Origin of the sequence: Pseudoalteromonas sp. SR44-5, from assembly GCF_014163675.1 — a bacterium.
GTDB classification, from domain to species: Bacteria; Pseudomonadota; Gammaproteobacteria; order Enterobacterales; family Alteromonadaceae; genus Pseudoalteromonas; species Pseudoalteromonas rhizosphaerae.
In genome coordinates this window covers 19,695-33,939 of the sequence record NZ_JACJDT010000021.1, presented here as the reverse complement: position 1 = coordinate 33,939, position 14,245 = coordinate 19,695, and the positions used below count along the sequence as shown (strand labels likewise).

Genomic DNA, 14,245 nt, shown 5'->3' with positions numbered 1-14,245 from the left:
CAGCAGCTATGCTGGCTTTTTAGTATTAGAGGGAATACCTATGAAACGTATATTAACAGTGGCTCTAGTTACTTTATTGAGTGCTTGTTCGAGCCAAATACAAATGCCAGATCTTAGCGATGTACTGCCAGGCCAAGAACTTGACCGTACAATGTACCTCCGCGGCGACTTCAATTTATGGGATGCAGAAAAGCAATATGAATTTACTCAAGTCGCGCCTGCGCTTTATCAAGCACAAGTAAAGTTTTCAACACCGGGTAAAGTGTATGAATTTAAAATTGCCGATATGGATTGGAGCGCAGGTTATAATTGCGGATTCAGTGAACAAGATCCAACCGGTCAATCTCTGACGTTAGGGCAAAGCGTCAAAGCAGATTGCAATACTACCTATAATTACTTTAGCTTCACTCCTGCAATTAAAGGCAGCTACATCGTTAGTATCGATTATCATAATAACGATCAGCCAAAAGTAACAATAACAAAGAAGTGAGAGTAGAGATTTAGGTTTGAGTACACTGATTATATTTACAAAAGTAATTACATCCTGTTAATATTGTTATTGATTTTTTGCGTTAATCGTAGTCAATCATTTTTGAGTATTATATCAAAACTTCTTTTAAATCTATAAAGAGCTCGATATCACTATACTCTGCTCGTTTATATGAATAAAAAAAATTAAAATAGGATTACAGATGTTAAAAACTACAGTAACAGCAGTTGTTTTAGCGGGGGCTTTTATAGCTGCTCCATTACAGGCTAAAGAGGGCGTTAACCCTTGGCAGGATTGTGGTATCGGCGCAATGATATTCCCAGAGAATGGAACCGCAGCAGCAATTTCAAATATTATTTGGGATTTAGGTACTACAGCAGTATCTTCAAATATATCATCTGTAGGTAGCTGTGAAGGCGCAGGTGCAAAAACAGCTCTATTTATTCAACAAACATTCCCTGTACTTGAGCAAGAAATTGCTGAAGGTGAAGGTGAGTATGTTACTGCAATGTTAAATGTGCGTGGTTGTGACGCTAGTTCTCATGGTCAAATTGTAAATGCTATCCGTAGCGATTTTGCGACTAAACCTGCTCAAGACCCTCAAGCATTATATGCAATTGTTGAAAGCAAAGTGACAACACAGTTTGCAGCTACTTGCCCAGTTATTTAACTGTTAATAGAGTAGGTGTCAGCACCTACTCATACTTATGACTACAATCAAATACTTACCAGCACTAGCACTGTTTGCTACGTTTTCATCTTATTCATCTAGCTCACTTTCCGAGCATCCAACCTGGTTGAAATTAGGGCATTATAAAAACGCATCAGCTCCTCAAAGTTATATTGAGAGTGATTCATTTTTTATCTCAAAAAATGGCAAAAATAACCCTTCATCCGAGTTAAAAGCAACGATTGATGCATTTAATAAAGACGCACAAATGCAATGCAAATATCCTGCTAGATATCAGTGGTTACTATCACAAGGGCTTGAATTCTCAGAGCCAAAGGTTGAATGCATCGAACTTATAGAGTGGAGAGATAAACAACCGATTCACTCTGTAAGTTTAGTCTTTGCTTCAGGGTATATGAGTAATCCGGCTTCGCTTTATGGTCATATGCTTTTAAAGCTAAATAGATCAACGCCAGAGCACAATAAGTTACTAGATTATAGCTTAAATTATGGCGCACTAGTTCCTGATAATGAAAACGGTTTGGTCTATATTACGAAAGGGCTATTTGGCGGTTACGAGGCCGGTTTTTCTGATCAACTATTTTACCGTCATCAACATAACTATGGTGAAATAGAGCTGAGAGATATATGGGAATATAAGCTTAACTTTAGCCAAGAAGACGTCCTCTTTTTAACTAATCATTTATGGGAAATTATGGGGGCTAAGTATTCTTACTATTTTGCGGATGAAAACTGTGCATTTCATATCGCAAGGGTTGTTGAATTAATTATAGGGGAGCAGTTAACGAATGAGCTTTCGCCTTGGGTTATTCCTGCGACTATTTTTTCTCGCTTAAATAGTGCTCAATATAATAACGAAAAGCTAGTAAAACAGATTGAGTTTACTCCTTCAAGAAGTAGTGTTTTTCATCAATATGAAAACAATCTTTCAGCGAAAGACTCCAAGCTGGCTTTAGCTATTTATCATTCGCAAAATATACTTTTTGAGCCGACATTTACAAATCTAGATGTGGTAACTAAAAAACGAATTATTGAAACTCTTTTTGAGTTTGTTCAGTTGCAACAAATAAAAAAATATGATGTTGAACACATTGAAAAGTTAAAAAAAGCTCTTATTAAAGCTCGTTTAGTCCTACCTCCAGGTAAAGAAACCTCTTTTATTAATTATGATAAACATGCACCGCATTCAGCTCAGAAACCCTCAAATATATCTATTTCTTCGACTGTGTATAAAAATGAACAAAGTCTAAATTTAGGTTTCAGATTAAGTTATTTTGATTCATTAGCTTCTGATATTGCCAGAGTTCCTTACTCTAATTTAGAGATGTTGGATGTTGAAGTTGCTTTATTTGATTCGCAGTTATATCTAGAAAAATTACATCTTTTAGATCTAGAATCATTTAACCCAGCCTATAGCCAGTGGCCAAATGAAGGCGGTTGGGCATGGCAGATAAATGTAGGTTATGAAAGAAATCGCAGCCAGTGCTTTAGTTGCTCAAGTACATTTGCCATGGCAGGAGTTGGAAAGTCATGGTTATTAAATGCTAATCAGTCGCTAGTGTACGGTATGATTAATGGTTATGCTGGTGAATTACAAAGCACCCAACAATGGCTGGATACTTCAATAGAGCTAGGATTTTTAACGACTGTAACTTCTAATTTAAAACTAAGAACATCAATTGAGAAGTTTTATCACCAACAGTTAAGCGGTATTGCAACTAACATCGAGCTATCAGTGCCTATCAATCAAGATTTCGATATACGATTTGGTTATAAACATGCAACAGAGTTTCAGTGGCAGCTGAAAATAAACTTTTACTGGGATTAATGAATGTTTTAATTATGGTTAATTATTGATTTATAGCCCTTTTTTCACTAAATATCGATACGGTACTGCATCCACTTCCTTTTCTAACAATGTGTGATCCATAAAGCGGCAGAAACTGGGGATATCACGGGTGGTGGATGGGTCGTCGGCAATAATTAATAAAGTTTCGCCATTTTCCATTTTACGTACCGCGCTTCTGATCATCATTACAGGCTCCGGACAGCGTAGGCCAATGGCATCTAATTGGTGATCGGGATTCTCAAAACTCATTGCATAACCTTTACTGTTTATTTAGCGCTTAACGATTAGTTTAAGGCTGCTAGTTTAACGACCTCAGCCTGATAAATAAAGTCACTTCACTTGTGCTTATAAAGCGACATAACTTAGCTGCAAAAAATTAATTATAAAAAAGCCGCGTCGATTTATAAATCGACGCGGCTTTTTATCACCAAGGTATTACTTAATACATTTTATTAATCTTGCACACGTTCAAATACCGTTGCGATGCCTTGGCCTAAACCAATACACATAGTGGCTAAACCATAGCGTGCATTTTTATCTTCCATCAAGTGGATTAACGAGGTGCTAATACGTGAGCCAGAACAACCCAAAGGATGACCCAGAGCGATAGCGCCGCCGTTTAAATTCACTTTTTCATCAACTACATCAGCAAGACCTAGGTCTTTTAATACTGGTAGTGATTGTGCTGCGAATGCTTCGTTAAGCTCGGCAACATCGATATCATCAATAGTGATACCGGCTTGCGCTAATGCTTTTTTACTTGCTGGTACTGGGCCGTAACCCATGATTGATGGATCGCAACCTGCAACCGCCATGGCTTTAACACGTGCACGAATTGGTAAGCCTAAAGCTTTGGCTTTTTCTTCGCTCATTACTAACATAGCAGATGCGCCGTCAGAAAGAGCTGAAGACGTACCGGCAGTGACTGAGCCCGATGCTGGGTTAAATACTGGGCGTAGCTGTGATAAGCCTTCTACGGTTGTTTCCGGGCGAATTACTTCGTCATCTTCAACTAAAATCAGTGAACCATCTGCGTCATGACCTTCCATTGCGAGGATTTCGCGGCGGAAACGTCCTTCAACCGTTGCTGCATGAGCTCGTTGATGTGAGCGGTATGCAAATTGGTCTTGCTGCTCACGGGTAATACCGTGAATAGTTGCAAGGTACTCTGCGGTTAAGCCCATTGAGCCAGATGCTTGTGCAATTGAAGTTGCTAAGCCTGGGTGAAAGTCGTTACCGTGGGTCATTGGCACATGACCCATGTGCTCAACACCACCAATGATGTAGGTATCACCAGCGCCAGTCATGATTGCGCGAGCAGCATCGTGTAATGCTTGCATTGATGATCCACATAAGCGGTTTACTGTTACCGCTGGCACTGTGTGAGGAATGCCGGCAAGTAATGCGGCATTACGAGCAACGTTAAAACCTTGCTCTAAAGTTTGTTGTACACAACCCCAATAGATATCGTCAATCGATGCTGGATCAACGGCTGGGTTGCGATCAAGTAAGCCCTTCATTAAGTGGGCGCTTAAATCTTCGGCACGCTTATGTTTAAATACACCGTTTTTTGAACGGCCCATTGGCGTGCGGATACAATCTACAATTACTGGAGTATTCATGGTCTTATCCTTCCACCTTATAGAAAATACGGCCTTCTTCAGCCCATTTGCGAGTTTGTTCAGATACTTGGTAAATCGCACCTAGATGAGCGTATTTGTCAGCTGTTGCAACAAAGTTAGCTAGTCCAGTTTGATCTAAGTAACGGAACGCGCCGCCTCTAAATGGAGGGAAACCAATACCATAAATAAGTGCCATATCAGCTTCTTGTGGAGAAGCAACAATGTTTTCTTGTAAACACAGTAGCACTTCGTTGATCATTGGTATCATACAACGGTCGATAATTTCTTGTTTATCAAACTCTTTCGGTGCATCAGTGATTGAACTAAGTAGCTCAACGGCTTGTGGATCTTGAGCTTTTTTCAAGCGACCGCGACGATCCGGAGCATACTGGTAGAAACCCGCTTTGTTCTTTTGACCAAAACGCTTTTCGTTAGCGAATATTGTTACCGGATCTTTTTCGGCACGTGACATGCGCTCAGGGAAACCATCTGCCATCACGCCAGTACAGTGGTAAGCCGTATCAATACCAACAACATCAAGTAAGTATGCAGGACCCATAGGCCAGCCAAATACGTTTTCCATTACTTTATCTACTTTGGCAAAATCAGCGCCTTCAACAACTAACTTACTAAAGCCGGCAAAGTATGGGAATAATACACGGTTTACAAAGAATCCTGGGCAATCGTTAACAACGATAGGTGATTTACCTAACTTTAAGGCGTAATCAACAACAGCGTTAATAGTTTGCTCTGAGGTTTTCTCACCGCGAATAATTTCTACCAGTGGCATTTTTGGTACTGGGTTAAAGAAGTGCATACCACAGAAATTTTCAGGTTTTTCAAGAGCCGTGGCTAATTCATCAATACGAATAGTTGATGTGTTAGACGTTAGGATAGTGCCTGCAGGCATGTCTTTTTCAAGACCGGCTAAAACGGCTTGTTTAACTTTAGGGTTTTCGACAACTGCTTCAACAATGATATCAGCGCTTTGTAAATCGCTATCATTAAGAGTTGGTTTGATTTTACCTAACGTTGCTACCATTTTGTCCATCGCCATATGGCCGCGTTGAACTTTTTGACCTAATAGCTTAGATGCTTCACCCATACCTAAATCAAGCGCATCCTGTTGGATGTCTTTCATTATAATAGGTGTTCCTTTATAAGCTGACTGGTAAGCGATACCGCCACCCATAATGCCAGCACCAAGTACTGCAGCTTGTTTAATTACTACATCACTAGTTTTAGCTTGCTTGCGCGCTTTACCTTTGATGTATTGATCTGCTAAGAAAATACCCGTTTGGGCTGCCGCTTCTGGGGTGCGTGCTAATTTAGCAAAGTTGGCATTTTCAATCGCCATTGCTTCGGCGCGTTCACAGTTTGCTGCTGCTTTAATAGTGCGAACTGCCATAATAGGAGCAGGATAGTGGCCTTTGGTTTTACCCATAACCATACCTTCAGCCATTGCAAAGCTCATACCTTGCTCAACACGGTTCAATTTAAGTGGTTGTAATTTTACTTGTCGCTTAGCTTGCCAATCTAGTTTTCCAGAGATAGCTAATTCAAGCGTTGAAATTCCTGACTCTATAAGTTTGTCAGCACTAACTACAGCGTCAACAGCACCTACTTTTAAAGCATCAGCTGCGCGGTTTTCGGCACCAGAGGTGATCCAAAGCATCGCATTATCAGCACCAACAATGCGTGGTAAGCGAACTGTGCCGCCAAATCCAGGCATGATGCCAAGTTTTACTTCTGGTAGGCCAATTTTAGCATCAGTGCTAGCAACACGATAATCGGTAGCGAGTACCCACTCACAACCACCACCAAGTGCTAAGCCATTGATAGCGCTTAAAGTTGGGAATGGTAAATCTTCTAGCGCGTCAAAAACATCAGTGGCATCTTTGATCCACGTTACTAATTCAGCTTCTGGTTTAGTAAAGGTAGGTAAAAACTCGAAAATATCGGCGCCAATAATAAAGTGTTCTTTATCACTGGTAAAAATCATGCCTTTGATATCACTGTTTGCGGCTAATTCTTTTAATGCAGAGGCGCAATCTTTCAAGGTTTGCTGAGACAAAGTGTTTACAGAACCTGCAACACAAAATTTGAACTCGGCGATATTATCCTTGATGAAAGCAACTTCAAAGGAATCGCTTTTATATAACATTATTATTCTCCCTAGTTAGTGAACTAAGACTGGTACGATGAGTTTGCATTTCAATCAGTGTGCTTGCTTTAAATTAAAAATGCAACGAAAAATTTACTGTGGTGTCTTACTACTGGTTAAAATATAGCTTGTTTGGTGCTAAGGTGTAGGCGAAGTGTTTGTCTTTTATTTACCTTTGAATATTTAAGGTCATCATGAAAAAACAATTTTTAAGTGTAACGGCAGCAGCATTATTATTTCCTTTATTTTCTGCCTACGCTAATACGGAGCATGACGCATTTTTAGATGCTGAAAAAAAAGTCAAATATGCTAGTTATCAAGAGTTTAAGGAAGTCGTTGCACAGCTAGACCATCCATTAAAGCCTTATGTAGAGCAACTCTATTGGCAGCGCCATCCTGATATTGAGCATCAATCTGAAATAGAGCGTTATTTAACTATTTATCAAAGTACGCCTTTAGAGTGGCCGGTGCGCAAAGCATGGCTGCAGAATTTACAAAAGCAAAACCGCAAAGCTGCTTTTATTAATAATTATCGCGAGACTACAAATAGTGAGCTGACTTGCACTTACCTGCAGTATCAGCTTGATTTAGGGGCGCCGGAACAAGCGATAATGAGTCAAGTAACAAATTTATGGACTGTCGGGAAATCACAGCCAGAAGAATGCGATTCACTATTTAATGTTTGGCGTAAAAAAGGTTATATGAGCCAAGAGCAAATATGGCAACGCATTACGTTATCGGCACAAGGTGGCTCGCAAAGCTTACTGCCATACTTAAAAACCTTATTACCGAAAAATGAGCAATACTTGGCTGACTTTTACCGAAAAGTTCGCAGTGATCCCAGTGCAGTAGCAGGAATGTACCGCTATAAGCATAAAACAGTTAAAGAAAGTGAAATTGCACACTATGGAATTAAACGCTTAATTTGGCGAGATAAAACCTTGGCACTTAAGGCATGGGAAAAGTTAGACAAAATGTTTAACTATTCTGACGAGCAAAAGGCTGATGTTTATTATAGTTTTGCTTTATCGCTGGCATCAAGTGGCCACCCTGAGGCGCGTTTTTGGTTGAGTAAAGTGCCCAAAGATCGCCAAGATCGTAAATTAATGCAATGGCAGTTAGGCAATATGCTAAAAACCCAAGATTGGTCGGGCATTGTGGCGTTTTTTACAGGTAAAGAAAATCTTAGTCTGGGTCAGCAATATTGGTTAGCGTATAGTTTAGAACAACGAGGTGATACACAGCGTGCTAAAGCTATTTGGCAAATAGTCGCAAAAGAGCGTGATTATTATGGATTTTTGGCTGCTGCGCGGTTGGGTTTACCTATTGAGCTCAATAATCAACCATTGTTAGTGAGCGACAAATTAATGCATGAGGTCGCTAATGCCCCTGGTTTTAAACGTGCTAAAGCGATGTATGAACTTGAGCGGTTTACTTCTGCTCGTCGCGAATGGAATTATTTAACAAGCACTTCTAGTGATGAAGAAAAGCTCGCGGCTTCAAAACTCGCAGCAGAATTAGATTGGTACGACAGTACTATTTATACTTTAGCGCAAATTAAGGCATGGGATTATGTAGAGTTACGTTTCCCATTTGCTTTTCAAGATTTATTTGAACGTTATAGTAAACGTAATCATATAGATGTTACTTGGAGCATTGCTATTTCGCGCCGTGAAAGCTCTTTTGCACCTGATGCGCGTTCTCATGCTAATGCGCGTGGCTTAATGCAGCTATTACCAAGTACAGCAAAGTATGTCAATAAAAGCACTGTTTCAGGAAACCGTTTAAGTCAACCTAAGACCAATATACGTTTAGGTACAGAGTATTTAGAATACTTAAAAAAGAAAAACCATGGCAACGAAATACTAGCAACTGCCTCGTATAACGCCGGTTACCATAGAATCAGAAAGTGGCTACCAGATGAAGCCATACCTGCTGAATTATGGATTGAGCTTATCCCGTATCGTGAAACTCGGGAGTACGTAAAAAATGTGTTTGCATATCGTCAGGTTTATCACACGCGTTTAGGGCGCGAAGGAAATATATTGGCACCAATATTGGATATGAAGATGGGTGGCTAAGGCACAAGTGCTTTAGCGCATCTGCATTGGGGTTAAACAGGGTCTATGTTAGACTTGAAATAAGTTAAATTTAACAGATGGGTTTTCTATGGATAAATTAGCCGTTTTATATGCCGAACATATTGCAACACTGCAGCAGCGTACTCGTACTATTATTGAACGTGAAGGATTAGAAGGTTTAGTGATCCATTCTGGACAAGCTAAACGTCAGTTTTTAGACGATATGTATTATCCGTTTAAAGTTAACCCGCATTTTAAAGCTTGGTTACCGGTCATCGATAATCCACATTGTTGGATTGTTGTAAATGGCAGTGATAAGCCAAAACTAATTTTTTATCGCCCAGTCGACTTTTGGCACAAAGTGCCAGATGAGCCACGAGATTTTTGGGCTGATTACTTTGATATCGAGCTATTATTACAGCCTGATCAAGTTGAAAAACTATTACCGTACGATAAAGCGAAGTACGCTTATATCGGTGAATACCTAGAAGTAGCCCAAGCGCTAGGCTTTAGCATTATGAATCCAGAGCCGGTGCTCAATTACTTTAATTACCACCGCGCTTATAAAACTCAATACGAACTTGAATGCTTACGCCAAGCTAACCGTATTGCGGTTGATGGCCATAAAGCGGCGCGTGATACCTTTTTAAACGGTGGCTCTGAATTTGATATTCAGCAAGCGTATTTAATGGCTACTCGCCAAAGCGAAAACGAAATGCCGTATGGCAATATTGTTGCGCTTAACGAAAATTGCGCTATTTTGCACTATACTCATTTTGAGCCTCAAGCCCCAAAGGCAAATCATTCGTTCTTAATTGATGCTGGCGCTAACTTTCATGGTTATGCTGCAGATATAACTCGTACTTATGATTTTAAAAAGTCGGGCGAGTTTGCCGAATTAATTGCCGCAATGACACAACATCAAATTGCATTGGGTAAAGCATTGAAACCAGGCTTGTTATACGGTGAACTGCACTTAGATTGCCATCAACGTATTGCTCAGGTGCTTAGTGATTTTAATATTGTTAAGTTACCAGCTGCTGAGATCGTTGAGCGCGGTATTACGTCGACTTTCTTCCCGCATGGACTTGGTCATCATCTTGGTTTACAAGTACATGATATGGGTGGTTTTATGGCTGATGAAAAGGGTACACATCAAGCCCCACCTGAAGGTCATCCATTCTTGCGTTGCACGCGCTTGATTGAGAAAAACCAAGTATTCACGATTGAACCTGGTTTGTACTTTATCGATTCATTACTTGGCGATTTAGCGCAAACTGACAACAAACAGTTTATTAACTGGGAAAAGGTTGAAGCGTTTAAACCATTTGGTGGTATTCGTATCGAGGACAATATTATTGTTCACGAAGATAGCTTAGAAAATATGACCCGTGATTTATCGTTAGATTAATTATCAGGTGTTAAAAGTTGGGGCCATATGGCCCCATTTTTTGCTTCATTATTTGGGTTTATCAAAGAATGTCAGAATATAAGTACCCAGCAGCAACCGTTTTTCATCAAGAAGAAATAAAAAAAAGCACCTTTATTGTGCATATCGCTCATACGCCAGATTTAGCCTCGGCAAAAGCGTTTATCCGTGAGATTGAAAGTAAATACAGTGATGCTCGTCATAACTGTTGGGCGCATGTTGCAGGCAATCCAGGTGGTAGTCATGTGTATGGTTTCTCTGATGATGGTGAACCAAATGGTACGGCAGGAAAGCCTATGCTTAATGTGTTAATGGGCTCTGGGCTTGGAGAAATCACTGCTGTGGTTACTCGTTACTTTGGCGGTATAAAATTAGGCACTGGCGGATTAGTCAGAGCATATGGCGGCTCGCTAAATAATGCCTTGGCACATTTAACAACCACATTAAAAGTTCCTAGTGTTGAGCTGGTGGGCTGTAGTGATTATAGCGCGCAAGGAGCGATAGAGCAGTTACTAAAAACGCAATATCAAGTACTTAATATAGAAAAGCAATTTACTGCTAATATTGAATGGGTTATCACTATAGATAGCCGCCAAGCCACACAAGCCATAAAAGATATTTATGATTTGAGTCATGGCGCGGTTGAGTTAAGTATTAAAGAGTAAGACAATAGCATTCACGCACTAATCATTACTTAATAAAAAAGCGATCGCTCAATGCAATTTCGTACCATCATAAAAATTCTCGGCCAATTAGTTGTACTGTTTAGTATCACTATGGTGCCGCCGGCAATTGTATCGCTCATTTATAAAGATGGTGGTGGTGTGCCATTTGTCCTCGCATTTATATTCAGTGTCATTATTGGCTTAATTGCTTACTACCCTAACCGTCATGAGCATGGGGATTTGAAAGCACGCGAAGGCTTTTTAATTGTGGTGCTATTTTGGTTAGTACTAGGGGCGTTCGCATCCTTACCGCTGATTTTTTTACAAGAACCTAATTTATCTTTAGCGGATGCGGTATTTGAAGCGTTCTCAGGTTTAACGACTACAGGGGCAACTGTGCTCACGGGCATTGAGTATCTTCCTAAATCGGTATTATTTTATCGTCAGCAATTACAATGGTTTGGCGGTATGGGGATAATCGTACTTGCGGTTGCGATACTACCAATGCTTGGTGTGGGTGGTATGCAGTTGTATCGAGCTGAAATTCCCGGACCTGTAAAAGACTCCAAAATGACGCCACGTATTGCCGATACCGCAAAACATCTTTGGTATATTTATGTGTCGTTAACTACGGCGTGTACTTTGGCATATTGGGCTGCAGGAATGAATTGGTTTGATGCAATTTGTCATTCATTTTCTACAGTTGCAATAGGCGGATTCTCTACTTACGATGCTTCTATGGGACACTTCGACAGTCCATTAATCAACTTTATTTGTGTGATATTTCTAATCATCGCTGCCGTTAATTTCACCTTGCATTACGCGGCTGTTTCGAGTCGAAATCTCAGGGTGTATATCCGCGACCCTGAGTTTAAAGTGTTTTTGTTTATTCAACTAGCGCTGGTGATTGTGTGTTTTACGGTACTGTCGTCCAATAATATATATGCAAACGGTGACGAAACGCTCGATCAGGCATTATTTCAAGCGGTATCAATTAGTACTACTGCGGGTTTTGCCACCGATAATTTTTCAGCATGGCCGTTGTTCTTGCCTATTTTACTGATATTTTCGAGTTTTATTGGTGGTTGTGCGGGTTCCACTGGCGGCGGTATGAAAGTAGTTCGGGTGTTTTTACTTTATCTGCAAGGAATACGTGAGCTTAATCGGTTAGTGCATCCTCGTGCTATTTACTCTATTAAACTTGGTCGTAAGGCATTACCAGATAAAGTAGTTGAAGCCGTATGGGGATTTTTCTCTGCTTATGCGTTGGTATTTGTCATTATTATGTTAGCGTTAATGGGCACCGGTATGGATAACATAACGGCGTTCTCAGCCACCGCAGCTTGCTTAAATAACCTCGGCCCTGGTTTGGGGGATGTTGCGTCGCATTATGGCGCTATTAGTGATGGCGCTAAATGGCTATTAACCATTGCGATGGTGTTTGGGCGATTAGAGATATTCACCTTATTAGTGTTGTTTACACCGACCTTCTGGCGTGGTTAATTTGTATAAAAGCGATTACTTGTACAAGATGATTTATTTGTAGTTGGAAAGGAAATGGCAAAAACAAGACAACAATTAAACTTAGAAAACCTTGCCTATATTAGTGCTGGTAGCATTGTTGATGTCGAAATATTAACACCCACAGCCAGCAAACGAGTTAAAACTGAATTTGTTGGTTTATTGCATGAGCGTTTTGTGATCTTAAATTACCCCTCAGCAAAGCGTTTAGGTAACGCGGGGGAATATTTAAAAGATGGTGTTGTGGTGATCGTCAGAGCGGTGCTTGAAACCGGTGGTGGGCAAGTTATAGCATTTCGTCAGCAGGTTATGTCAGTGTCGTCGCACCCGGCACGGCTTATTTATTTAAACTTCCCAACTGAAGTGCAATTATTTAGTTTACGATCACAAACTCGTATTCCCACATTATTAGCTGCAAAAATAAAGTTTAATGACGAACGCGAGATGCAAGGAGTTATTAAAGATATCTCAGTAACTGGGGTGATGTTTGATGTAAAAAGCAAAGCTGATCTCAGTGAATTAAAGAATACTCAGTGTCATATTATGCTCGATAAAAATAATAAAGGTGTTACTGAGTTTAGCGGACAAATATGCAGTGTTAAAAGCCATGCCACTAGCGCGCAGTTTGGTATTCAACTAACGGCAAGTGAAGACGAGATGAAAGTTTTCATGAAAGACCACTTTATTGACCTTACAGTGCTTGAGCCGCTGGTGTAAATTTGTGCATATTCGCTGTTTTGCGACAAAATAGCAGATATACCGTAACCTACCTTAAAGAACTCTAAATTTATTTTTATTGTTATTAATTATCAGTAACATAGACTTTTTATTTATTTCAGTTGCTAATTTTCAGCTGGTTAATTTCAGCGCCTGTCACTTTTCTTGCCTATAAAAATATAAATACGAACACTGTAAGTACGGATCTGTGTCTCTTCTATTAAACCTAATTGATTGATTTTTATAAACTATATTTCATAGGTGGTTTACGTGTTGCTAAAAAGCAACAAAAAACACCGTAAATAGCCAGTCAAAAGTAAAATTTATTTTTAACGATTTGATTTTAAAGGTTTTTTAAAATGTGGCACCGAAGTTGTAATAGTCTAGTTGTACAGAACGAAAATGTGATTAGCACATCGTTCGAAACCATAAACATTGAAGGAATATTTATTATGAACACATTAAATAAAACGTTGGCACTTATTGCTCTAGCATCTTCTTCAGCCGCATTTGCTGCAACAGACTTTGACACATTAGATGTTGATGGTAATGGCGCAATTAGCCAAAGTGAAGCTTCAGTTGATGCTGAGCTTATGAGCCAATTTGCAGAGCTTGATAGCGACGGTAACGGCGAGCTTTCAAAAGCAGAGTTTTCAAAAGCTTAATGTCGCTTTTTGACAGGGAAAAATGAAAAGGACTTCGTAACACACTATTAATCATCTCAGGTGAAAGGAGATAACCAATGAACATACTAAATAAAGCGATAGTACTTATTGCATTAACCTCTTCATCAGCAGCATTTGCCTTTGAGGCGTTAGACTTCGATACCCTTGATGTTGATGAAAATGGTGTGATCAGTCAAGTTGAAGCCGCAGAAGATGCTGAGCTTTTAAATAGATTTGCAGAGCGTGATACTGACCAAAACGGTGAGTTATCAAAAGAAGAGTTTTCAAAAGCTTAATAACCTAATACTGAGTTTATCCTGAGTTGCCAAAGACAACCTAAGTGGGCAGGGA

Annotated in this window: 13 protein-coding genes; 10 read left to right on the top strand and 3 right to left on the bottom strand. The window is 39.9% G+C overall.

The annotated features are described in order from the left end of the window. The first annotated feature begins 40 nt into the window (after positions 1–40). From H5154_RS12690 to H5154_RS12680, 3 genes are all read left to right on the top strand, one after another. Complete coding sequence (locus H5154_RS12690) at positions 41–490, top strand: hypothetical protein (RefSeq protein WP_182718510.1); 450 nt, start codon at positions 41–43, stop codon at positions 488–490. 202 nt (positions 491–692) lie between these two features. Further along, a complete protein-coding gene (locus tag H5154_RS12685) occupies positions 693–1,160 on the top strand; it encodes a DUF3015 family protein (protein WP_149983174.1) in 468 nt (155 codons plus the stop codon). A 37-nt stretch (positions 1,161–1,197) separates the two neighbouring features. Then, entirely contained in the window at positions 1,198–3,009 is a 1,812-nt protein-coding gene (locus tag H5154_RS12680) for a DUF4105 domain-containing protein (RefSeq protein WP_182718509.1), read from the top strand. 30 nt (positions 3,010–3,039) lie between these two features. Here H5154_RS12680 and tusA read toward each other — a convergent pair whose 3' ends face one another. From tusA to fadB, 3 genes are all read right to left on the bottom strand, one after another. Then, positions 3,040–3,279, bottom strand: a complete 240-nt coding sequence (gene tusA, locus H5154_RS12675; protein ID WP_182718508.1) for a sulfurtransferase TusA — start codon at positions 3,277–3,279, stop codon at positions 3,040–3,042. A gap of 203 nt (positions 3,280–3,482) precedes the next feature. Beyond that, positions 3,483–4,652, bottom strand: coding sequence for an acetyl-CoA C-acyltransferase FadA (gene fadA / locus H5154_RS12670; protein ID WP_149983177.1), 1,170 nt, complete (start codon positions 4,650–4,652; stop codon positions 3,483–3,485). 4 nt (positions 4,653–4,656) lie between these two features. Next, positions 4,657–6,816, bottom strand: a complete 2,160-nt coding sequence (fadB, locus tag H5154_RS12665; protein ID WP_182718507.1) for a fatty acid oxidation complex subunit alpha FadB — start codon at positions 6,814–6,816, stop codon at positions 4,657–4,659. Between the two features lie 194 nt (positions 6,817–7,010). Between fadB and H5154_RS12660 the strand changes: the two genes are divergently transcribed. The 7 genes from H5154_RS12660 to H5154_RS12630 all read left to right on the top strand — a co-directional run bounded on the left by H5154_RS12660 (position 7,011) and on the right by H5154_RS12630 (position 14,190). After that, positions 7,011–8,897 carry a transglycosylase SLT domain-containing protein gene (locus H5154_RS12660; RefSeq protein ID WP_182718506.1) on the top strand — a complete coding sequence of 629 codons (1,887 nt, stop codon included), beginning with the start codon at positions 7,011–7,013 and terminating at the stop codon, positions 8,895–8,897. Positions 8,898–8,985: 88 nt separating this feature from the next. Next, a complete protein-coding gene (gene pepQ / locus H5154_RS12655) occupies positions 8,986–10,308 on the top strand; it encodes a Xaa-Pro dipeptidase (protein ID WP_182718505.1) in 1,323 nt (440 codons plus the stop codon). Between the two features lie 68 nt (positions 10,309–10,376). Next, positions 10,377–10,991, top strand: a complete 615-nt coding sequence (locus H5154_RS12650) for a YigZ family protein (protein WP_182718504.1) — start codon at positions 10,377–10,379, stop codon at positions 10,989–10,991. A gap of 51 nt (positions 10,992–11,042) precedes the next feature. After that, the gene (locus H5154_RS12645; RefSeq protein WP_182718503.1) at positions 11,043–12,494 is read left to right on the top strand and encodes a TrkH family potassium uptake protein; all 1,452 of its coding nucleotides are present in this window, start codon (positions 11,043–11,045) and stop codon (positions 12,492–12,494) included. 54 nt (positions 12,495–12,548) lie between these two features. Continuing rightward, a complete protein-coding gene (locus H5154_RS12640; RefSeq protein WP_182718502.1) occupies positions 12,549–13,229 on the top strand; it encodes a flagellar brake protein in 681 nt (226 codons plus the stop codon). Between the two features lie 452 nt (positions 13,230–13,681). Then, positions 13,682–13,894 (top strand): calmodulin, encoded by a 213-nt coding sequence (locus H5154_RS12635; RefSeq protein WP_182718501.1) that lies wholly within the window; start codon positions 13,682–13,684, stop codon positions 13,892–13,894. A 77-nt stretch (positions 13,895–13,971) separates the two neighbouring features. Next, positions 13,972–14,190: a calmodulin gene (locus H5154_RS12630; protein WP_145241750.1), complete on the top strand. Its 219-nt coding sequence runs from the start codon at positions 13,972–13,974 to the stop codon at positions 14,188–14,190. Positions 14,191–14,245: the final 55 nt, after the last annotated feature.